The sequence below is a fragment of the Paenibacillus sp. FSL k6-2145 genome, from assembly GCF_037976585.1.
Classification (GTDB): Bacteria; Bacillota; Bacilli; order Paenibacillales; family Paenibacillaceae; genus Paenibacillus.
On record NZ_CP150267.1, the window covers coordinates 5603801 to 5627564 of the forward strand.

The 23764-nt window shown below is 43.4% G+C and carries 16 protein-coding genes and 1 pseudogene; 13 read left to right on the forward strand and 4 right to left on the reverse strand.

Annotation, left to right across the window (positions count from 1 at the left end; translation table 11 throughout):
* Position 1: 1 nt before the first annotated feature.
* The 5 genes and pseudogenes from NZ043_RS24800 to NZ043_RS24820 all read left to right on the forward strand — a co-directional run bounded on the left by NZ043_RS24800 (position 2) and on the right by NZ043_RS24820 (position 5935).
* On the forward strand, positions 2-694 hold the full coding sequence (locus tag NZ043_RS24800; protein WP_339309495.1) for a response regulator transcription factor: 693 nt from the start codon (positions 2-4) through the stop codon (positions 692-694).
* Positions 695-813: 119 nt separating this feature from the next.
* A complete protein-coding gene (locus NZ043_RS24805; protein ID WP_339309496.1) occupies positions 814-2322 on the forward strand; it encodes an S-layer homology domain-containing protein in 1509 nt (502 codons plus the stop codon).
* A gap of 79 nt (positions 2323-2401) precedes the next feature.
* Positions 2402-3036, forward strand: a pseudogene (locus NZ043_RS24810) (ankyrin repeat domain-containing protein).
* A 311-nt stretch (positions 3037-3347) separates the two neighbouring features.
* Positions 3348-4061, forward strand: a complete 714-nt coding sequence (locus tag NZ043_RS24815; RefSeq protein WP_339312860.1) for a glycoside hydrolase family 16 protein — start codon at positions 3348-3350, stop codon at positions 4059-4061.
* A 188-nt stretch (positions 4062-4249) separates the two neighbouring features.
* Positions 4250-5935, forward strand: coding sequence for an extracellular solute-binding protein (locus NZ043_RS24820; RefSeq protein ID WP_339309497.1), 1686 nt, complete (start codon positions 4250-4252; stop codon positions 5933-5935).
* 157 nt (positions 5936-6092) lie between these two features.
* On the opposite strand, the gene NZ043_RS24825 is transcribed toward NZ043_RS24820, so the two are convergent.
* Both NZ043_RS24825 and NZ043_RS24830 read right to left on the reverse strand, forming a co-directional pair.
* Positions 6093-7733 carry a response regulator gene (locus NZ043_RS24825; protein WP_339309498.1) on the reverse strand — a complete coding sequence of 547 codons (1641 nt, stop codon included), beginning with the start codon at positions 7731-7733 and terminating at the stop codon, positions 6093-6095.
* An 11-nt stretch (positions 7734-7744) separates the two neighbouring features.
* Positions 7745-9454 (reverse strand): sensor histidine kinase, encoded by a 1710-nt coding sequence (locus tag NZ043_RS24830; RefSeq protein WP_289389156.1) that lies wholly within the window; start codon positions 9452-9454, stop codon positions 7745-7747.
* A gap of 212 nt (positions 9455-9666) precedes the next feature.
* On the opposite strand from NZ043_RS24830, the gene NZ043_RS24835 reads away from it, so the two are divergent.
* The 3 genes from NZ043_RS24835 to NZ043_RS24845 are packed head-to-tail and all read left to right on the forward strand — an operon-like array spanning position 9667 to position 15945.
* Positions 9667-10551 carry an ABC transporter permease subunit gene (locus NZ043_RS24835; protein WP_223199991.1) on the forward strand — a complete coding sequence of 295 codons (885 nt, stop codon included), beginning with the start codon at positions 9667-9669 and terminating at the stop codon, positions 10549-10551.
* 15 nt (positions 10552-10566) lie between these two features.
* Entirely contained in the window at positions 10567-11445 is an 879-nt protein-coding gene (locus NZ043_RS24840) for a carbohydrate ABC transporter permease (RefSeq protein ID WP_076210648.1), read from the forward strand.
* Between the two features lie 42 nt (positions 11446-11487).
* Complete coding sequence (locus NZ043_RS24845; RefSeq protein WP_339309499.1) at positions 11488-15945, forward strand: carbohydrate binding domain-containing protein; 4458 nt, start codon at positions 11488-11490, stop codon at positions 15943-15945.
* A gap of 135 nt (positions 15946-16080) precedes the next feature.
* Here NZ043_RS24845 and NZ043_RS24850 read toward each other — a convergent pair whose 3' ends face one another.
* Entirely contained in the window at positions 16081-16932 is an 852-nt protein-coding gene (locus tag NZ043_RS24850) for an aldo/keto reductase (protein ID WP_339309500.1), read from the reverse strand.
* A gap of 181 nt (positions 16933-17113) precedes the next feature.
* On the opposite strand from NZ043_RS24850, the gene NZ043_RS24855 reads away from it, so the two are divergent.
* From NZ043_RS24855 to NZ043_RS24875, 5 genes are all read left to right on the forward strand, one after another.
* Positions 17114-17242: a DUF6254 family protein gene (locus NZ043_RS24855; protein ID WP_219845137.1), complete on the forward strand. Its 129-nt coding sequence runs from the start codon at positions 17114-17116 to the stop codon at positions 17240-17242.
* Between the two features lie 362 nt (positions 17243-17604).
* Positions 17605-18903, forward strand: a complete 1299-nt coding sequence (locus NZ043_RS24860; RefSeq protein WP_339309501.1) for an NCS2 family permease — start codon at positions 17605-17607, stop codon at positions 18901-18903.
* 218 nt (positions 18904-19121) lie between these two features.
* Positions 19122-19667 (forward strand): RNA polymerase sigma factor, encoded by a 546-nt coding sequence (locus NZ043_RS24865; RefSeq protein WP_289389164.1) that lies wholly within the window; start codon positions 19122-19124, stop codon positions 19665-19667.
* Complete coding sequence (locus NZ043_RS24870) at positions 19642-21288, forward strand: DUF4179 domain-containing protein (protein WP_339309502.1); 1647 nt, start codon at positions 19642-19644, stop codon at positions 21286-21288. Before NZ043_RS24865 ends, NZ043_RS24870 begins: the two co-directional genes overlap by 26 nt.
* A gap of 164 nt (positions 21289-21452) precedes the next feature.
* The gene (locus tag NZ043_RS24875) at positions 21453-22430 is read left to right on the forward strand and encodes an alpha/beta hydrolase (protein WP_339309503.1); all 978 of its coding nucleotides are present in this window, start codon (positions 21453-21455) and stop codon (positions 22428-22430) included.
* Between the two features lie 111 nt (positions 22431-22541).
* On the opposite strand, the gene NZ043_RS24880 is transcribed toward NZ043_RS24875, so the two are convergent.
* The gene (locus NZ043_RS24880) at positions 22542-23693 is read right to left on the reverse strand and encodes a glycosyltransferase 61 family protein (RefSeq protein WP_339309504.1); all 1152 of its coding nucleotides are present in this window, start codon (positions 23691-23693) and stop codon (positions 22542-22544) included.
* Between the last annotated feature and the right edge of the window lie 71 nt (positions 23694-23764).

Here is a 23764-nt window from a genome sequence, read left to right on the forward strand (position 1 = left end):
AATGGCAAACATTTTGATCATTGAAGATGAAACAACGATCGCGGAACTGGAACGGGATTATTTTGAGCTCAACGGATTTTCTGTGGATCTCTGCCATACTGGAGATGAAGGCCTGAAACAGGCACTGGAGGGGGACTATAATCTGATCATTGTTGATCTGATGCTTCCGGGACTCGACGGCTTCGAATGTTGCAGGCGCATTCGCGAGGTAAGAGAGGTGCCCATCCTTGTCGTTTCCGCGAAAAAGGAAGAAATCGATAAGATCAGGACATTTAATCTGGGAGTTGATGACTTTATTACAAAACCGTTCAGCCCAAGTGAATTAGTTGCGCGAGCAAAGGCTCATTTGACCCGATACGAGAGACTACTTGGTAAAAACAAACCAGCTGAGCAGGATGAAATCCACATTCGCGGGCTTCACATTGATAAAGGATCACGCCGCGTTTTTGTTAATGGAGAAGAGGTGGCGATTACAACCAAGGAATTCGAGTTACTTGTATTTCTTGCGAGTCATCCCAATCGTGTATTCAGCAAATCTGATCTGTTCGAGCGGATCTGGGGCATGGATTCCACCGGAGACATTGCGACGGTAACCGTCCATATTCGCAAACTGCGTGGGAAGCTGGAGACAGACCCCAAAAATCCAGAGTATATCGAAACCGTCTGGGGCGCGGGCTATCGGTTTACTGCATAAGTTTCGTGAAAATTTAGACCCAGTTTATATTTTGTTAATAACTTTGTCCTTGGGAGTTTCTTTTTGTCCTCTATTCTATAGATACAGGCAACTACAACCTATAGAGGAGGAATTCAACTATGAATTCTACAACCCGCAAAATCGCTACTTTTTTAACCATAACTGCATTAGGTACAGCAGTATTCCCGCTAACTGCGAATCAAGTACATGCAGCTACATACGTTACTAACATTGCAGCAACAACCGCACAGCTTACCCAACAACAGATTGAAACTGCTATCAAGGATCTGAATAGCTTGGGGATCATGAACGGATATGCAGATCAATCCATGGGTGAACATCGAGCAATTACCCGTGCGGAGTTAGCTTCATTGGTTTTCAAAACATTTAATTTGGAGAGCAAGACGGGAGAAGCCGTAGAATTAACGGATGTAAATCCCAATGCATGGTATGCGCCATATGCGTCAAAGCTTGTTGAACTCGGCATCATGCAAGCTAACGATGGACAATTCAATCCGCAGACTCAAGTGTCGGATGCTGAACTCGAACAAGTCGTATCTAAAGCAATGCAACGTGATGTAAAGTCCGTTCACCATTGGATGAGCGTGTTCTACTCCGAGAACGGTTCAGCAACGCGTGGCGAAACAGCAGTGTTGTTACAAACCGCACACCAAGCTATTCCTTCGGAGCAAGCTCAAATCAAGAGTGTTAGATCACTGAATGCCATTACGTTAATTGTAACTTTTGACAAACCGCTGACAGCAGCGAATGAAGCTTTTGCCAAGGCACAAACGGACTTGGCGTTTAGTGGCGGTCTGACGTTAACCAATATGCCCCGTTTGAAAACAGGGTCAATTGCGACTTACATCGTTCCAACGTCCGTACAAGATGCTGGTGATGTGTACAACCTGACTTACAAAGGGCAAGACGCAGGGTCCTTTGAAGGCAGTGGCACGAAAATAAACATGACAACGGCTAGTCAAGTAACGAATGATACATTCGAGATTGAAGCACTGCAAGTGAACGGTGTAGTGGATTACGGTTACATCATTTCGGCTTACAGCGGTGGCCGAGGAGCTAATGCATTTGTGCTGAATGATCAAGAGCAAGCAGGAGGCAAAACGTATCAAATCATCTCTTCCATGCAAGCAAGACAAGTTGTAATTACGCCAGAAGGTGGCGAGCCTATCGTTGCCAGATATGTTCCGTTCACACAATCCACAGATGGTAAACAAGAACCGAAGTTCCGTTTGCCTGAGGGTCAAACGCTGAAATCAGGTGTCACATATACGGTTACTTCGGATTGGGCGAACCTAGAAAATGCTTCATTTACAGCGAAATCGTTTGATTCGTTGGTGGTTGCAAGTGCTCAAGCAGTGAGCGAAACCTCCATTGAAGTTACGCTTGACCAGGACCCTGGGGATGAACTGTTCTCTGGTCGAAGTGTAACGTTAACTTCACCTAGCGGGGATGTTCTGACGGCCACTTATAAATATTCAAGTCGAAAAGGTGCGACAGGTGTATTCGACCTAACAAATGATGGGAAGTTAACTCCGGGTACTACGTATACAATAAACCCAGTTGGCGATTGGAGTGTCGCTTCTTCGGTCACCGTGACACTGGAGTAAGGGAGGCAGTATGAGTAAATCGCTGATCATCGTTGTCCTGATAAGCAGTATGTTGATCGTTCAAGGCTGCGTGCCTGAAATGAGAAACGACTCCAACGTGGAGGAAAAGGCCATGACTTCAGCAGATGAACAGCTGTTCAAGGCAGCAGAGGACAGCGATACTGAACGCATCGAACAAATGATTCAAGCAGGTGCCAATATCAATGCTCAAGATCAGAGTGGACGAACCGCTACAATGATTGCAACTTACAATAATGATCTAACATCGGCTAAAGTGTTAATTGAAGCGGGGGCAGATGTGAATATACAGGACGATATGCAAAATACCCCGTTTCTGTATGCTGGCGCTGAAGGATACTTGGATATTTTGAAGCTGACAGTTGAGGCGGGAGCGGACCCGCGATAACGAATCGATATGGAGGGACAGCACTTATTCCAGCTTCGGAGCATGGATATGTGGATGTAGTGCAAGAATTACTGACTCAAACTTCGGTGGATGTGGACCATGTGAATCAATTGGGATGGACAGCACTACTCGAAGCGATCATTCTTAACGATGGCAATACTCAGCAGCAGGAGACGATACAATTACTCATTGATCACGGAGCAGACGTGAACATACCGGATCGTGATGGCGTATCACCGCTCAGTCATGCGAAAAATAAAGGCTTTGAAGAAATTGAAGACATTTTGGTACGAGCTGGTGCGAAATAGACCCTTTTAGGGTGAGTAAATTAACAAACATGTTGAGATAGATGTAAAAATGGTTTTCATGGAGCGCCTGATTCCTTCTATGCTGAAGGGCAGGCGCTTCATTCAATCAATCTTCCGTTTATGAAACAGGCATAGTCTTAACATGACATGATTAGATACAAGAACGAGGATCTTAAAAATTGAATATCTCTGCTTTGAAGTTTGCTATAGTGTACCACTATACTTCCAGATAAAATGGAAATACCAACCATGTAAGCGTTATCTATTATTATACTGCTTGTACATGTTGGAATCATTCATGGAGGTGTATGATGAAGAGGAAGTCTTGGTATACTTTGGTGGTAACTGGTGTCATCTCTTTGTTTTTTTCGGTAAGCGCTTTCGCAGGTTATGTTTTCTGGGAACCTCTAACCTATTTTAACTCAAGTACGTGGCAAAAAGCGGATGGTTATTCCAATGGGAGCATGTTTAACTGTACGTGGAGGGCTAACAATGTTAATTTCACAAGTGACGGTAAGCTTAAGCTTGGTTTGACCAGCTCTGCACAGAACAAGTTTGATTGCGGAGAGTATCGTACCACAAATACGTATGGGTACGGCTTGTATGAAGTAAGTATGAAACCTGCCAAGAACACAGGTGTAGTTTCCTCATTTTTCACATACACAGGCCCTGCACATGGCACCCAATGGGATGAGATTGATATCGAATTTTTAGGAAAAGACACAACCAAAGTGCAGTTTAATTATTATACCAATGGGGTTGGTAATCATGAGAAGATTATCAATCTAGGTTTTGATGCATCCCAAGGTTTCCATACGTATGCATTTGACTGGCAGCCCGGACATATCAAATGGTATGTTGATGGTGTATTGAAACACACGGCAACCAGCAATATTCCTAAAACACCCGGAAAAATCATGATGAACCTGTGGAATGGAACAGGAGTAGATAGCTGGCTCGGTCCTTATAACGGGGCCAATCCGCTCTATGCAGAGTACGATTGGGTTAAATATACGAGCAATTAAGCAGACTGAAGCAGCCGTTAGCGGCTGCTTTTTTCTATATTCTGGTATTGTATTTATTCAATATATGTATTCAATATCCAATATCCTAAATTAATGCAATAAATGTTGCAATATTAGTATGGGCATAAATATCAAACATTCATTATGATTAACCTGTAAGCAACATTACATAGACTGGGGGAACGAAGTTGGACACAAGTAAAAAGAGACGAGTAGGCAGTTTGGTCATGATCGGTGTATTGGCCCTATCTGCAGCCTTGAGTGGGTGTAGTAACGGGAGCGACAAGAAAACAGAATCGAGTACACCAGCGACAACGTTGGAGCTCAAAGATGGAAAGTATGATCCACCAGTATCCATTACGTATTTACGACCATGGGGTCCAGACGTGAAATTTAAGCCAGGCGAGGATCAGGATAACAACGTCCATACAAAATGGGCCAAGGAGAAACTCGGGATTGAGTTGAAAAACCAGTGGATATCTCCTTCTACCAATAATGCGTTTGAGACGAAACTGCGCCTGTCACTTGCTTCCAATGCGGACATGCCGGACATTATTTCGTATCGCGGCGAATTCAATCTGGTGCGTGAATTGATTGAGTCTGGAAAATTTGTCGATGCGGGTGAGTTGTTTGACAAATATGCCAGCGACACATGGAAAGCAGCCGTAAACGAAGATCCTTCCGTATGGTATCCATACATGCAAGATGGCAAAAAGATCGGTATTCCGATTCTGGACTATTCCTATAATGGTGATCCTGTCATGTGGATCCGCGAAGACTGGATGAAGAAATTCAATCTGGAAGCACCTAAAACTATAGATGATCTTGAAGTCATTATGGAAACGTTTACGAATCAAGATCCGGATGGCAATGGGAAGCAGGACACTTACGGACTCACCATTGGCTTCAAGAACTGGCTGAACACATGGATGTCAGAAGCTGGATGGGTATTTGGCGCTTATGGTACAATGCCAAACCAATGGAATCTGACGGCAGACGGAAAACTTGAATACGGTTCCGTTACACCTGGTGCAAAACAGGCTTTGGCCAAATTACAGAGCTGGATGAGCAAAGGTTATATCCCGGAAGAAGCCGGTGTGTATGACGAGACAAAAGCAGCTGAAGAATTTACTGCCGGAAAAGCAGGTATTGTGGTAGGTCCTCACTGGATGCCATCCTGGCCGCTGGAGGATGTGAAGAAAAACAATCCTGAGGCTGAATACAAGGCGTATCCCATTCCTTCCGGTCCAAACGGTCAAGCAGGAAGACATGGTACGTCGAACGGAAACGGCGTAGTTCTGATTAACAAAGACATGAAAAATCCGGAAGCCTTTTTCACCTATCAGAACTATCTCTTTGATCACTATGCGAATCCTAAAGAGGGTGATGAGTTTGAGCATGGATTTGCGGAAGGATACGATTGGGTTATGGTAGATGGGAAACCATCAACCGATGCAAGTCTTACGGGTGGTTATGCTCCCGAGAAGTACACTTTGACTTTTGATGGAGCGCGAATTCCGAATCTGAGTATGACAACACTCGCGAAGCTGGCAAGTGGTGAAGAACCAACAACGCCATTTGAGAAAAAAATCAAATCAGGTGTACCGACACCTATGCTTGATGCAGCCAAGATTGTATTGGATCAAAAGGATATCGTGTTCAATCAAATGTTTACTGGTGCACCTTCAATGACGATGCAGATGAACAATGACATTTTGACAAAGATGGAGAAGGATACCTTCTCTCAAATTGTATATGGCAAAACCTCTGTTGATGCATTCGACTCATTTGTTGAGAAGTGGAAGTCTTCAGGTGGAGATCAGATTACAAAAGAAGTTAACGAGTGGTATGATTCCGTGAAAAGCGGAAAATAGGATGACGCAGGGCTGGCTGAATTGATTCATCGCGGCCACATAAGCACCAAAAAGGCATTGCAGGAGAAGATCTCCGGCAATGCCTTTTTGTATTTGATATGGAGAAGAGGAAACCGGAGAAGATTACCAGAATGTCAAGACTGGCCTGAGTACTCTCTTAAACCGACAGATTTTCCCGATATTCTTGCGGAGTAAGATCATAAAATTTCTTGAAGACTCGAATGAAATAAGCGGTATTGTTGTAACCGACAAGTTCTGCAATCTCAAATACTTTAGCGGTTGATGTTCGCAAATGATAGGCTGCTTTCTCCATTCTTAATCGGTACACATAGGCAGTAAGTGCTTCACCTGTCTCCGCCTTGTACACCTTGGACAGGTACACCGGGTGCAGATGAACATGGTCGGCAATTGCAGGCAGCGATACATCTCCAGCCAGATGAAGGTCGACGAAACTTTTGACGCTGCGCACAATGGTGCTGTGATTGTCTCTAAGCTCTTGTTCAGCATCATCTCTTATGTAATGAAGTGTACGCATGGACCAGTCCTGTAGCTGCTGAGCAGTGGAATAGCTGGGAGCTTGAAAGTAACGATAAGACTCTGCTGGAATCAAAGAAGAGATTTGTTTGCCATTTTTATGAATGATGTACGCAAACGCACCCGCAATAGCAAAATACACCTCGAAGGTTGACTCCGCAATATCATGATGTTCATTGGAATGCAGCAGTTCCTCAAAAATGTGCTTGATTTTCTGTTCGAAATCCTCAAAGCGACCAGCTTCGAGCAGGCTAATCAACGTTGGTGGCTGATACAGCGACCTGATCGTATGTAGAGGATTGGCATCTGTTTCATCGGAAGCGGTGACAAACAAACCTTGCACCTGACCCATCCGTTTACGCATGGACATGACCGTTCGCTCATAGAGTTCTCCAATTTCGTGGGGGAACTTGCCCCAACTGGAGACGGAAATGGAGATTGCACCTTTCAGGTATAACTGAACATTGGTTTGAATCTGGGCAGCATACTGCTCAAGCAATGTCTGAGGCGTCTCACTCCTGCTGTAACTCATCGTTGTGGAATGTTTCATGCTTACCAGAACAACAATGTAATCATGCACGTCACGTGTATGCCAGATATGAAAATGATTATGCATCACTTCACTTATAATATTACATATCGCATATTCCATTAAAGCCAGGTCGCCGTGTGCCATATCGGATAGATGTTTCTCCATACGTATAATCAGCATGCCGAGATCTTCTCCTACGGAGTAGGGAAGCTCCAGCAGATCAAGCTTGTCTGCCAGCGTCTTCTGATCATAGACTTTTCCAGTCAGCAACTCATGCAGCATCGTGGATTGAAGCAATGGCAGATGATCCTGAAAGGCGTGTAAGGCTCTTTGATGAGATGCTGCTGTTTCCCACTTTTCTTTAATTCGATGAACAAGACGTTGCACGGATTCGATGAGATCTTCATCACTAACAGGTTTCAGCAAGTAATCAAAGCTTTCCTGTGCAATGGCCTGTTTCGCATATTCAAAGTCGGCGTGACCTGATAAAAGAATTGTCTGCACATGCGGCCACTTTTCATGAATCGCTGTAATTAGTGCAATGCCTGACATTTCGGGCATACGTATATCCGTAATTACAATGTCAATATCGTGGTTGTCCATAATTTCCAGCGCTACTGCACCGGATAAGGCTTCATGAACTGTACCGATCCCGCAGCTTTCCCACGGAATGGTCTCTGCCAGCGTTTCCACGACGGAACGTTCATCGTCAACTAGTAATATTTGCAGCATGGGTCGTTCACCTACTTGTCTGTATTGTCGTGCCATGTGATGTTAACTTTAATTCCACCCATTGAAGACTGTTCATAGGATAGTCCAGATCCTTCACCGTACAGAAAAGACAAACGCTGATGGACATTCCATGTACCACATCCCATATTCTCATCCAGCGGTTTAAGAAGATTATCCCTCAGATGATCAAGCTGTTTCTCAGACATGCCAAGCCCGCTGTCCTCCACGATAATCGTGTACACATCATCCTCGCAGTCCGCATAGATTTTAATCTCACCATCCACCGATTTGGGCTCCAGACCATGAATAATAGCGTTCTCAATAATAGGCTGAAGGGTTAGTCTGGGAACTGTTTTATCTAAAATATCATGGGGCACGTCGATTGTAAAATGCATTCGTTCCAGACGAAGTGACTGGATTTCCAAATAATTTTTGACCATCGTCAGTTCTTCACGAAGCGTGGCTTGATCCTTTTCGGACCTGGTTATGTATCGGTAATACTCTCCCAGATTCAGTGCCATGGCTACCACGGCCTTTTCATTTTTCATTCGGGCCATGTTCTTGATATAGAACAGACAATTATATAGAAAATGCGGATTAATCTGCGATTGTAACTGTTTGAGTGTGGCTTCCCGACTTCGTAATTTCTCCTCATATACATTCTCAATTAGTTCTTGAATTCGTTGAGCCATGATGTTGAAACGTGCAAATAACAGGCTGAACTCATTGCGTGCAGAATGATGAAGCCGAACGGAAAAGTCCCCGGTGGACAAGCGATTCGTCCCTTTCACCAACTGTAAGAGTGGAAGCTGCACACTTCGGTAGAGTGTATATAATACAACAACGCTCATCACGATCAGAACGGCAATTGAAGCGTAGAAGAGATTCCGGCTGCTCGTAATCGGTTTCAAAATTTGCTGCATAGGCACATAGTCAACATAATACCAGCCGAGGCTCTTGGATTGAATGTAGGAGACATAATATTCCGTTTTGTTCAACGTTGTACTGAATCCACCGCTGGCCTGCAGTTTTGCTTCTTTCAGGGAAGGCAGGATTGCGTTCAAGGTTTCCTTTCCAGAACTATTGCTGATTAATCCATAATCGGGATGGAACATGAACGGGTCACCTTTATTATTTAATTTGTTTTGATTAAGAAGTGCAGTTAAGTGGTGAACTGGAAAACTGATTTTGGTAATCAATCTGGCTTTGCCAGGTCTCGCCATCGCTGTCGTTGGATCGGTAGTGTACCAGATAAATTGATTGTCGGCATAGGTCCAGGATTGCGAGAGAGGCTCCTTAAACTCATCATCCCTGTACGGAATGTAAGCATAATAATCCGTTGATATCACTTTTTGCATCCTTGGGAAGTATAGTGTGATGGTCGAATGCCATTTGCTTGCTGCGTTGTACAGATTCATCTTTTCCAGAATAGCACTTCCAACTTTCACACGTTCATAGGGAATGTCCTTGTAGTCGGGGCGTTGATACTCCTGAATACTCGAATCTTGCCCAATAGACATCCCATACAACGACAATTGGTAAATGTTGGATTCTACTGAATCAGCAAATGTTGAGAGATGATTCATCGTATTGTTCTGAATCTCGTGTTCGATAACACGCACGCTTTCCCGGTTCGAGTATGTATAGAGAAACAGCACCAGAATAAGCAGCATCACAAACAACAGAGTAATTTTGGTAAAGACATTCAAGCGTGTGAACAAAGTCCAACCTCCTTAATCTTATTAAAATATTGATATCGTTGTTGCAATATTAGGATATAGATCACAAATTTCCATTGCTATAATTTTAATATACAAGTTCACGATGACTTGTAAAATACAAAATTTAGAACATGGGGGATGCAGGAGTGAAGGAACATACGTTAGAAACGCCGCATAAACGGCGCTCCACCAGGGTTAAACAGCGCTGGAATATGCAACGGAACTGGACCTTGCATATGATGCTCGTTCCAGCCGTATTGCTGGCACTGGTGTTTCAGTACATACCGATGGGCGGCATTGTAATTGCTTTTCAGGATTTTAAGCCATACTTGGGATTTTCTGAATCCAAATGGGTTGGTTGGGATAATTTTCGATATTTATTTTTATATCCGGACGTAGGTCAGGTGATCTGGAATACGCTGGTCATTGCATTTTTCAAAATCATCGCAGGTCTGTTCGCTCCATTCCTGTTTGCCATTTTGCTCAATGAAGTGCGCTTGACGGCATTCAAGAGAGTGAGTCAAACGCTTGTGTATCTACCGCATTTCCTATCATGGGTTATTCTCGGGGGGATTCTGCTCGATATCCTGTCTCCTCAGGGCGGCATGGTCAACCAGCTTGTCGTAGCCTTTGGAGGAGAACCGATCTTCTTCCTGGGAGACGGTACATGGTTCCGAATAACGCTGATCCTCAGTGATGTGTGGAAAGAATTTGGTTTTGGTACGATCGTATTTCTGGCTTCTCTCTCAGGAATTAATCCTGCACTTTACGAGGCTGCCGAGGTGGATGGGGCCAACCGGTTTAAACAGACGCTGCACATTACGATTCCGGCATTAATGCCGATTACAATCGTACTGATGACACTCTCTATCGGCAATATCCTGAACGCCGGTTTTGATCAGGTATTCAACTTGTACAATCCACTTGTGTATGACAAAGGCGACATCATTGACACCTTTGTATATCGACTCGGGATTCTGAACGGGAAGATGAGTTTTGCCACAGCAGTAGGGTTGTTCAAATCTGTGGTTGCTACCATTTTGATTGTTATATCTTACAGAATGGCTTACAAACTAGCTAATTATCGAGTTTTCTAGAGAGGAGAAAAGGGCTTGTATTATAAAACAAAAGGATACCGTATATTCAGCATCGCTAACTATACTTTTCTTGGGATATTATCGATACTCTGCATTTTACCAATTATTCATATATTGGCTGTTTCATTCAGCAGTATGGCGCCAGCATCATCAAACCTGGTTACCTTCTGGCCCATCGGGTTCACAACCGACGCTTATGTAAAAACATTCGGGAATTCAAACTTCATCAACTCCTTGATCGTATCACTTAAACGGACTGTAATTGCAACGATCATTGGTATGGTCATCATGCTCATAACCGCATTTCCGTTATCGAAAGAAGATATCAGTTTTAAAGGTCGTTCGTTGTATACATGGTTCTTTGTTTTCACCATATTGTTCAGTGGCGGTTTGATTCCAAGTTACATTCTGATCCAGAAGCTTGGCTTGATGAATACCATCTGGGCACTTATTCTGCCTGGAGCACTGTCCGTGTGGAACGTTATTCTCATGATGAACTTCTTCCGCGGTCTACCCAAAGAGCTTGAAGAAGCCGCCTATTTGGATGGAGCAGGTCATATCAAAACATTGATCCTGGTTTACGTACCACTATCGCTTCCAGCGATCGCAACCTTGTCCTTATTTACGATGGTGTATCAGTGGAACTCCTGGTTCGACGGCATGATCTATATGTCTGATATTAAAAATTATCCACTTGCTTCTCTGTTACAGACCATTATCGTTCAGCAAGATCTCAGCAAAATCAACGTCGATCCTTCCATGTTGGAGAATATCTCGCAGCGAACCGTACGCGCAGCACAGATCTTTATCGGCGCGCTTCCGATCCTGATGGTATACCCTTTTTTACAACGTTTCTTCGTTAAGGGGATCGTTATTGGAGCAGTCAAGGAATAGGCTATGCAATGCAAGGATAACTGAGCTGAGGGAGGAAGAAGGATGAGAAAAGGACTGGCATGTATGGTGGCATGGAGTTTAATGGCTTCTCTCGTTTATCCAGCAACTGCTGGAGCAGAAAGTGTACAGGGTCAAGCGGAGGTAGGAAATGTGCAGGCGAAAAGCCTGCACTCCTCTGTTCCCTATAATGACCTTACCGGGCATTGGTCACAATCCGCAGTTACACATATGCAGGACTTGAATCTATTGAAAGGTTATACGGACGGCACATTTAAGCCCAATCAGGTCATTAGCCGAGCTGAATTCGTTATGATTCTGGATCGGGCGTTTGGTTTCACCGGTAATACGGAAACGGCTTCTTTTGCTGATCTGTCTTCAGACGATTGGTACCAGGATGTGATGGTTCGGGCCCATGGTTCGGGCATTATTGAAGGCACAGACCGTGAACATCTGTCACCGAAACAACCGATTAGCCGGCAAGATGCAGCGGTTATGGTGGATCGAGCTTTTCAACTTTCTACGACTGCGAACGAAGATAGTGAACCATTGAACTTTCAGGATGCTGATGATATTTCCAGTTATTCTAAGAAAGCGCTTACCTATCTAGTGAACGAGAACATCATCAAAGGTTTTCAGGGGAAATTAAATCCCAAAGCCCCGATTACACGAGCGGAGACAGCAGCGTTACTGTCGGCGATGATTGCCGATGTGAAAAACGCTCCTGGTGTATACGAGTCCCGGGTGGATGGCAACTTCATTGTTAACTCGACAGATGTCACGCTGAAAAATACCGTTATCAACGGAAATCTGCTGCTGGCAGAAGGCATTGGCGAGGGGACTGTTGTTCTTCAGGGCGTAACGGTTACAGGAAGTGTCATTATTAAAGGCGGGGGCAGTCATTACATCGACATTAGCAACTCCAAGCTGAATCGAGTAGTCGTTGACAAACGTGGGGAACCCGTTAGAGTTGCCATCACGGAAGAAAGTACTATTCAGGAGATCGTTGTCATGCAACAATCCATTCTGGATATCTCCTCCAATAGTCTGATTGATACCATGAATATTCTCGCAGGTGCGAACCAGACCCGAGTGGATAGCAAAGGTACGATCCAACAATTAAGTGTTGATGCAAATGATGTTGTTATTAATGGAGAGAAAGCAAAACAAGGTCTGCGTACATCCATGACAGGGGAAGTTCAGCAACCTGCATCGTCACAGCCTGGGGGTTCAACAAGTGCGGCAAACACGCCAACGCAATCTACTCCAGGAGGGCAGACACCATCGAACCCATCGACACCAAGCAATCCTGCGGGTGAAAAACCGGTTCCTGCTACAACGATTCCGCATGATCAATGGGAACTGGTCTGGAATGATGAGTTCAATGGGCCTGCAATTGATGCTTCCAAATGGACCGTGCAGGATACGGGTCTGGTTTATAATAATGAGTTGCAGTATTACAGCCCGGACAACACTCGGATTACGAAAGATCAGAATCGAAGTGTACTGCAGATTGAAGCGAAAAAAGGAGAGAAAAACGGTAAAGATTACAGCTCAGGCAAACTGATCTCCATGGGAAAAGGTGACTGGACTTACGGTAAAGTCGTTGTACGTGCGAAGCTTCCTATTGAAAAGGGCATGTGGCCTGCTATCTGGATGATGCCAACCGATGAAGCGCATTATGGAGGATGGCCGGCATCTGGAGAGATCGATATTATGGAGCTCATTGGTGGCAATGAGAGCAATGACAAGGTATATAGCACATTGCATTATGATAGTGTGAAGCCTGATGGTTCCCATGGACATGATCAGGGAAGCCTTACTCTTCCGGAGGGAGAAACGTTTGCTGACGATTATCATGATTTCCAGGTGGAATGGTTGCCGGGTATGATTCGTTTCTATGTAGACGGTAAACTGCATCATGAAGTGACCAACTGGCAAACGAAGGCTGCGGGTCAACCCGAGTATTATACGTTTCCTGCACCATTTGATCGTCCATTCTATCTGATTCTGAATCTGGCAGTTGGCGGAGACTGGCCGGGCTCACCTGAGAGCGATTTCACTTCTGAAAAGATGAATGTTGATTTTGTGCGTGTGTACTCTTATAAAAATCTCAACACATGGCCTGATGTAACAACAAACCCCATCGAGCCCACACAACAGCGTGAACCACAAACCGATGGCAATCAAATCTACAATGATCGTTTTACGGAAGGGTCTGAAGAAAATGGAGTACCTCAGCAGTGGAAATTCATTACAAATGCTGATGGAGCTGGCAGTGTCAAAGTTGTAACGGATGAGCAGAAAGGGAAAGCAGCAGAAGTTACCATTGATGCATCGGGTACTGAAAACTACTCGGTTCAACTGACTCAGATGCCGATGTACATCAAGAAAAACAAAAAGTACAAGATACAATTTGATGCGAAAGCATCTGCTAACCGTACAATCATGTCCAAACTGAACCAATTTGAAAAAAGTTGGACCAATTATTCGGGTGATAACACCTTTGCACTCACGCCAGATTGGCAATCCTATGACTATACCTTCAATATGCGGGATGGATCGGATAACAATGCCAGATTCGAATTTAATCTGGGGCTGGATGATACAACCGTTTGGTTTGCCAATGTCAGGCTGATCGAGGTGGGTGAGGCTGATCCGCTAACGGTTGAACGCAACGCGTTACCTGATGGCAACTTCATTTACAATGGAACGTTTGATCAAGGTAAAGAACGTCTGGGATTCTGGTCAAGCAGCATTCAAGAAGGTGCAAAGGCTCAGATCAGCGTAAACAACTTTTTGAAATTCCCAATTATGGAACGCCAACTCGTTGTTGATGTTACTCAAACGAATGGTGAGCCACAGCAGGTGTCTGTGAACCAGCCGGAGTTGAAGCTGGAAGCGAATACAACGTACGGCTTCTCCTTAGAAGCCAAGGCAGATACTCCGCGAAGTATGGATATTGATCTGGTCAGCAGCAATGGACATTCCGTGCAGATTCATCAGGGGAAAAACCTTTCCTTGGGCCAAGAAATGAAGACATATACTGGAGAGATTGTTATTGGAGATGGGACCTCCATAGCCCAGTCCGAGCTACAACTGTTATTCGGCAGTTCAGAAGGTAAGGTATATGTAGACAATGTTCGACTGACAAAACGCGGAAAACCTCTTTCGGTGAATGGCTACGCACATGTCCCTGCAACCGAAGCCTGGGAGATGCAGGGCTTACAACTGGAGGACTCCGCAGAAGGCGGAAAACATGTCAGTTACATGGATCAGGGAGATCTGCTGCAATATAAAATCGATGTAGCCCAAGAGGGAGAATATGTTCTGTCTGCCCGAATGGCTAGTGGGAAAAGTGATTCTGAGGTACGGTTCAGTATTCAGGATGAACAAGGGACAATCGTTGCTCAATCCGAACTGAGTCTGGGAGACACGGGGGGATGGCAAACATACAAAACCGTGTATTTCCCAGGGGTCAACTTGGCAGCAGGCAAATCCTATTATGTGAATTTTGAAGGAGCAGATTATAATACACGCTGGGTGGATATTTCACGAAACAAAGTTCAGAACAGCCAGCTTGCAACGGATCTGAATCATTGGGAGCTGATTCCTGATCATCTGACAGCTTCACATGACGAGGGCGAAGGATTAACGATCAACTTGCCAGGTACAAGTGAACATTGGTGGGATGCTTTGTTGCAACAAGGTCAGATCAAACTGGATGCAAATAAATCATACCGACTTACCTTCGAGGCATCTGCTTCAAGTCCTAAATCCATGCAAGCGGTTCTTTCTCAGAATGCAGGGGATTCTGTGAAGTATTTTGAAGAAGAAGTGGAATTAACCGCAGATCAAAAGTCGTATAGTTATACCTTCACCATGGGAGATACCTTAGATTCGGCAGCTATGCTTGCATTTGGATTAGGATATCCACTATCTACAGGTGAACACGCGATTAACATCCATAACATTCAGTTATATGAAGTTAATCCGAATGCAGATCAAGGAGGGCAACCAGCTCATGTTAATCTTATTTCCAATGGAGACTTCTCCAAAGGTAAGGAAGGCTGGTTTACCCATGCGGACGGTAATGCAGCGGACCTTGAGATGCAAGTTAGCAATCAACAGCTTCATGCCAAGATTGGTAATGCAGGACAGAATGCATGGGATCGTCAAGTCATCAATGAAGGATTTGGCATACAGCAAGGTTTTAAATACAAATTGACGTTTAAAGCCAAAGCGGAGAAGTCCAGAAAAGTGGGATTGGGAATTGGATGGGTCGACGCAGCTGCCAACTATGAATGGCATGGTTTCTTTGGGGCACGAGTTGATTTGACTCCAGAAGAACAGGAGTTCAGTTTTACATTTGATGCAACAGAAGCCAGTTATGCGAATACTCGAATTTCATTTGATCTGGGTAACATTGATGGTGTGCAAGATGGCAACACAACCGTCTCATTATCCGAGGTCAGCTTGATTAATCTGGGTCCTGTCAATTAGCTTCTAGTCTCTATATCTCTAGCTTCTAAATAATGAAGAATCCGATTCCAGTATGTTGGAATCGGATTCTTTTTACAATCTTTCCGTGAAGAGAAAGGCTAGCCTTCAAGATTTTTATGAAGATACAGATTGGAATTAGATATCCAGCTTACGATTACTGATCCATTTCACCATTTCAGGGTCGTTATGGGAGAAGAATAGGCTCTGTTTGGTATCTAGCGCAGTAATCGACTCAATATCTGCTTGGCTTAATTCAAAATCAAAAATATTGAAGTTTTCAATGATTCTTTCTTTACGCACCGATTTTGGAATAACAACGACTTCACGTTGTGTCAACCAACGCAAAACCACTTGAGCAACCGATTTGTTGTACTTTTCACCTATAGATAGCAATACCTCATTTTGGAACAAGTCATTTTTCCCTTCAGCAAATGGTGCCCAAGACTCGATCTGAACATTATTTTCTTTCATGAATTGTCCAGTTAAGATCTGCTGGTTGAAGGGATGAGTTTCGACCTGGTTTACAGCAGGGGTTACTTCGTTTTGCAGAATCAAATCGATCAGACGATCCGGCTGGAAGTTACTCACTCCGATTGCACGTACTTTTCCTTCACGATACAACTCCTCCATTGCACGCCAAGAACCATGTACATCTCCAAAAGGTTGATGAATTAAATATAAATCCAAATAGTCCAATTGCAATCGTTCCAAGGATTTTTCAAATGCTTGTTTGGTACGTTCATAACCCGTATCCTGAACCCAAAGTTTTGTCGTGACAAATAATTCTTCTCTGGCCACGGCACTGCGTTTAATCGCTCTGCCTACAGCTTCCTCGTTTAGATAAGAGGCAGCTGTATCAATGAGACGATACCCAGCCGATATGGCATCCATAACACTTTGTTCACATTCGTTTGCATCTGCAATCTGAAACACACCAAAGCCGAGAATAGGCATCTCAACACCATTATTTAAAATTACTTTGTTCATATATTAACCTCCAGTTGTGGCATGTCTATATTATTGCATTCCTGCTCTAAAAACCGATATCTAATTTGTCTTATATGCTTGCCTAATTCTCTTATTAGCTATGCATGCAGAATAAAGTTGTCCAGGAATGACATCATAAAGAAGTAGTATACATCTCAGTTTCCAGAGGAGGATATCTTGTATGGCTGACCAGAAGAAACGAAAAGAAGCTGCCTGGAAGTCACGAAAGCAAGAACAGCATCCCCATGGCAAAATCAAATCGCTCAAAGAATTATCCAGCGAATATGAAGAGAAACCTACTACGAATTAAGCAAAAGACTGTCAGTGAACATTGCTGGCAGTCTTTCTTTATATGTGCAGACATTGAGCCTTACGTATATACATTATTCTAAAAACGAATGAACACAAGATATAATGCCTGTATAGTTCGTAAATAACTGTGAACAAATCGTTAATTCATTGACATTGCATGTAATTTTAATTAGAATACGAAATGGACTTCAGGTTGAAAACAGATATGAGTATCTTTATGTTTAGTTTAGAGCTTAGCTGTTGAATCTTTAAATCCTAACAACGAATATAGGAGCGACAATATTACAATCCTATATGAAGATTAGGATTTTTTGTTTTTAGCTTTGGAGTATAATTTGAAAGTTGGAGGCTGGCTTTACCATGGACAAATGGTTCAAACTTAAAGAACGAGGCACGACCATCCCCACAGAAATTATTGCAGGGGTTACAACATTTTTCACAATGGTATACATAGTTATCGTAAACCCAGGAATACTCAGCAGCACAGGCATGGATTTTAACGGAGTATTCATAGCAACAGTACTGGCAAGTATTGTGGGAACTCTGATTATGGGAATATGGTCCAATTATCCAATCGTCATTGCGCCGGGTATGGGCCTGAATGCATTCTTTGCCTATAGCGTAGTTGCCGGATATGGCGTGTCTTGGCAGGTTGCACTGGGAGCCGTATTTATAGCAGGGCTTTTGTTTATTATTTTATCACTGACTTCATTCCGTTACATGTTGCTTGATGCAATTCCTGCTAGCTTAAAACATGCCATAACCGCAGGGATTGGATTGTTTATTACAACGGTAGGTCTGCAAAATGCCGGCATTATTGCCGATTCAGAATCGAATTTGATTACGATCGGAAACTTGGCTGAGCCGATGGCTTATCTGACCATTATCGGATTGATTATTACCGTTGTGCTGATGGCTTATAATGTGAAAGGTTACCTTTTCATCGGAATGGTGGTAACAGCGATACTTGCCTGGATCATGGGACTATTCCAAATGCCGGAATCGATTGTATCCATGCCGCAAGGCCTCGCGTCAACGGCTTTGCAACTGGATCTGGCAGGTGTATTCTCGAATGGTTTGTATACGATCATATTTACGTTCCTGCTGATCACGCTGTTTGATACGACAGGCACGATGCTCGGTGTTGCTGAACAAGCAGGATTGCTTAAGGATGGTAAATTTCCACGCTCGCGTGGCGCATTATTGGCAGATGCTGTAGGAACAACCAGTGGTGCTTTGCTGGGAACAAGCCCAACATCGGCTTACATCGAATCCAGCACAGGGGTAGCTGCAGGAGGACGAACGGGACTGACCGCGGTAACGGTAAGTGTGCTGCTTGCGCTGACCTTGTTCTTCACACCGATCGTAAGTGTAATATCAAGCATTCCGGCGATCACTTCTCCGGCACTGATCATTGTTGGATACTTTATGATTAACGTTATCAGCAAAATCAAATGGGATGATCTCGAAGAAGCATTTCCTGCCTTCCTGATTATCATCCTTACTCCATTGACGCATAGTATCGCGACAGGCATCGGCGTAGGTTTCATCTTTTATCCGGTACTTAAGCTGCTTCGTGGAAAAGGTAAAGATGTTCATCCAATCTTCTACATTTTTGCGGTATTGTTCTTCATTCAGCTTGTGTTCCTGGACCACTAAGAAACTGTCTTATCCTAAGGAGAACTGCTTGTGTAATGGCAGTTCTCCTTTTTTGTATCAAAAACCGCTTGGAAAGGAGCAGTTGCCGAGTGGCAGCTGCTTTATTTCCGTTAAACAGATGATTATTGTAATCAAAGTACAACTACTCAAAGAAAAAGTGAATAAATTCCGACTCTGCTTTGTCTATATTATATCCCAACAAGAAAGGAGTGCCGGAAGTGACCGAGCATGAACTATTCCATACGTACAACAAAGACGTATATCGCACATGTCTGTATATGCTCAAAAACGTGCAGGATGCAGAAGATGTATGCCATGATGTTTTTGTTGTCGTGTTCCGCCAAGACTGGAGAAATGTGTCACATCTAAGGACCTGGATCATGCGTATTGCCATGAATCAATGTCTGAATATTATTAGAAGAAACAAAGTTAAGGGCGAGAAGCAAAACAAAATGCAGTTACTGCATAAACAAGAAGTGTTATCTAATGATCCGGTTGACACTACAGTTATGGCTAAGCTTTCCTTTGCTGAACTCGAGCAGCAGCTCCAGAAATTGCCGGACAAGCTTCTCAGTGTCGTGACTCTCCGATATATTGGTGATCTTTCCGTAGCTGAAATTGCAGAGACTTTAAACATTCGACAAGGGACAGTTCGAACGAGATTATACAAAGCTCTAAAGCTAATGCGAAAAAAAATTGAATTCTACGAAAAAGTTAACATGAAAGGAGATAACACTTATGAAGTCAGTAGAATACAAGGTTAAGAATCATTTGATACACTCAGAACAGGTGGAGTATCCAGACTTTGAAAAGATGTTTAATAGCATTCAAACGGGAGAATTGCGAGTAGTTAATGATGTTCATAACAGACCCCAAAGGCAGAAAACGAAGGCAGCTATTGTCCTGGGTATTTCCTTAGCCGTCATGGCCACTCCTGTATATGCAGCCTTACAATATGATTGGAGCGATGTCTTGTCCAATAAATCAGGGATTGAGTCGGCCCTTAAAGCTGGTTATGGCCAGCTCATTGAACAAAGCGTAACAGCCCACGGAGTTACATTAACGGTGCATAATGCATTTGTGGATGATAACCGGACCGTGTTACTATACACAATCAAGCCAGAATTGGAAACTGAGAAACAAGAAATCAGATATAATCAAATGCTCTTAAATGACAGTAATGGGCAACCTATTGAAGGGCACTATTATCAGAAATGGAATGCTGAACAAGGCGTTTATCAGGGATATTTTGAGACAGACTGGGTTATGCAAGAGAAACAATCAGATCTTCAGTTCTCCATTTCTGATGTTCTTTACTTAGAAGACCTTGAGCAAGAGATTCGTCTTGATCCTAAAGATTCAAGTACGCAGCAGTTTAATATACAAAAGAATGGGATCGACAAAATAGAAGTACAGTCCTTCAAATATGCTAAAGGCGAAATCATGATTAATTCTGAGGTTACCTTCTCTAATTCTGAGGTGAAGGAACAATCTTGGGCTGGAATCAGAGCTTATGATACTCAACAAGAGGTTATTAAAGAAACGGAGAATCCTGAGTATGGCATGGAGGGAGTATCCGGTGACTATTTCAGCAGACAAATGTATAACGAGCAGCAGTTCAAAGAAGGGGATCGCTTCACCTTCACATACACTCATGAAAAACAACGGACAGAAGGCACATGGAACCTGAATCTACTCTTATCTCGTCAAGAAATGGATACGGGCACCTTTAAGAAAGAACTGAATATTCCAATACATTCTTTAGCTGATGAGGCAAGCATAAGTGGTATGGTAGTAACACCAACACAAATTCGCTTAACGATCGATCATGATGAAGAATATTTCAGATTGCCGTACCGGACTTATCAACTTCAAGTGGACGGCAAGGTCATGGATGGCTTGATATCGCTTGATGGAAAAATGAATGCAAATCAAACAGAATTGCGCTTTGAACAATCCAATTTTCTCATGGATGTTAAGTCATTAGTAGACAAACCAATGACTTTAATCGCAAAGAAAAGGGTAGATGAACATGCAGGTAGTCGTGCATCCATTCATCTAACTGATATATCCACTGAACCAAAAACTATTGCGAGCGATTACGAAGGGTTTCCTATCATCTGGACCTATTATATCAAGGACGGTAATCTGTACGTTGAGTCAGAAAGCCCGGATAATACATTTGGAGGGGTTAACCAAACCTACTTCCTTGAAGGAGAAGAAAAACATTACTTAGTACCCCACTTTTTCTCAGAGTTAGGGAACAAACATATGGACGTGTATAAAGATTTTAAGAAATCAGATTTAGAGCTATACGTTTGGAACTATACAACCAGGTCACAGGAGAAGGAACTTCGAGTATCACTTACTGGAAAATCGTTATAAAATCATGAAATGTGACATCCACAGTAGTCTATGCGCCTCAACATAATTTTTGCTTGTTCATACTCCGTTCATATTCCCGTCATGAAGGGGACATCTTCCATGGTTACACTATATCTATGTCGCAAGAGCGGCTCTGCAGATATATAGGACAGGAGAAGATTGATTTGGAAAAAACAGTGGAAGTAACAACAACGGGGACTAAGGGCCGTAAAAAACGGAACTTATGGTTAAAAATTATAGGTGGTATAGTCGGCGCGCTGGTGCTGTTCATGGGCATCACGTTTGTCGTTCATACGATAAGTAATGGGGCCGAGAAAAAGAAAATCGAATCGTACGGCCAATATGTCAATGTTGATGGGAAGAATATGAATGTATCCATTCAAGGCAGCGGCGAACAAACCATCGTGCTACTTCCCGGACAAGGGACCCCGTCGCCAGTACTTGATTTCAAATTGTTAATCGATGAATTGACGCCTGATTACAAAGTTGTGGCAATTGAGCCTTTCGGTTATGGGTTAAGCGACCAAACCGAAACGGAGAGAACCACCGAGAATATTGTTAGTGAAATTCATGAAGCTGTACAGCAGCTCGGTATAGATCGTTATATTCTGATGGGCCATTCCATCACGGGACTGTACGCGGCGACTTATGTGAACACGTATCCGGATGAAGTTTCTGCTTTTGTGGGGATCGATAGCAGTGTTCCGAATCAACCTGGCATGGATGTTAAATTACCTTTGAACTTAATGAAATTCCTTCAAAAATCAGGCTTAATGAGAGTACTCAATAAAGTGAGTGGTGATTCATATGCATCACTTGCATACGATGAACATACCAAAGAACAGATGAAATTGATTTCGAATCAAGTCTCGACAAATCCGACATTAGTAGATGAGCTTAAACATCTGGGTTCCAATTTCAAAAATGGAGAAAAACTCACGTATCCTCGTGATCTGCCAGTACTTCTCTTTGTTCTTTCCAATAACGAGAAAAATCCGCAGTGGATTCCGCTGCATGAGGAGCAAGTGAAACAATCCGCGCAGGGCAAAATGATCCCAATGGAAGGTTCACATTACCTGCATCATACGAAATACAAAGAAATCGCCGAGGAATTCAAATCTTACATGAAACAAATCCAATAGCATAATGATCCTTATACTGCGGTGCCAAACTTGGTGCCGTGGTTTTTTTGTTATCAGAACAGCCAACAAGTTAAAACACATATGATCATCCTTTAGCTTTGGTGTAGAAAATTAGCTATGTTCAGTTAGTCCAGCTAAACGAAGCGTCTGTTCCAGCCGATCCAGATCCACGTAGAAGTCCTCCAACCCCGGAAAATGCCCCTGCGTTGTCCCGTCTTCTTGCCCATACATCATGTAATAATCAAGTTGATTATGGTTACTGATCATCCAGTAAGTAGGTACAACATGCCGGATATGAAAAATTTCGACAACACGAGTTCCCTTCGTACAAAAAGCAAGATTGGCCAGTCCGGCTCCATGGGGTGAAACGATTGCTTTTGCGGAAGCAAAAAGCTGGACTTGTTGGGATATGGTCCAATCCTCCAGGCAAACTGGAATAAATCCGTACGCCTCTAAACGGCGGATGACTTCATCTTCATTAGCTATTCGTCGGGCAGAGGCTTTGCACCGAGATATGAAAATGCGAACGGGGGAATGGAGTGTTGTGTCGCGTCCGCGTAGCATAAATGTCCGAAGGATAGTTGTGGCCCAAGGCGGATAGTGGGAATTCATCATCAGGGAAGGCACAACCAACCGATCGGCCTGAATTTCCAGATCATCTCTAGTACGAATCACGGCCGAATCCGAGACGCCAAACATTGCTAACGTTTCTTTCACAAAAGAACCATGAGGATTCGGATTCATGACCAGAGATTCAAAAGGAATATTCAGCATCCGAAGCATACCCAGTCGTGGCAAAACATCATATAACCAATGAAAATAATTATGACTTCCGCAAAAAGTTAAAACGGCAGAAGTCCCCTGGATATGTCGAGGTTCTGGAGAAATCTCGCGATGCAAAGCGGGGTGTTCTTCCAATGTCATCATTCTATTTTTTCGTGCATCATATTCCGGGGAAAGGTCGAAGATCAGTTTTCCGTCGGATGCCAGGATAGCACCTGATGTTCCCCAAACATGCCCATTCGATATATATGCAATATACCCACCTTGGGGTTGCAGGGTATAGGGCATCAAATAACGGTGAATCTGCGTTTCAAGGGTTTTGGGGAGCTTGAATTCAGCGGCTCCGCCAAAATCAAAAGGGTCAAGTTTTTCTTCGCCGCCGGGAGAAACGGAAGTAATCCATTCCATGATGTCTCTATAAAAACCGAACTTATTCGGATTGGTGTCTGTCGATTTAACATTTTTGCATATTTCATTCATTGTTCGTCCCTCCAAGACCCTTGTTACTTATGATGCTAATTTATGCAAATAGCGATCAAAGGAGACGAAGA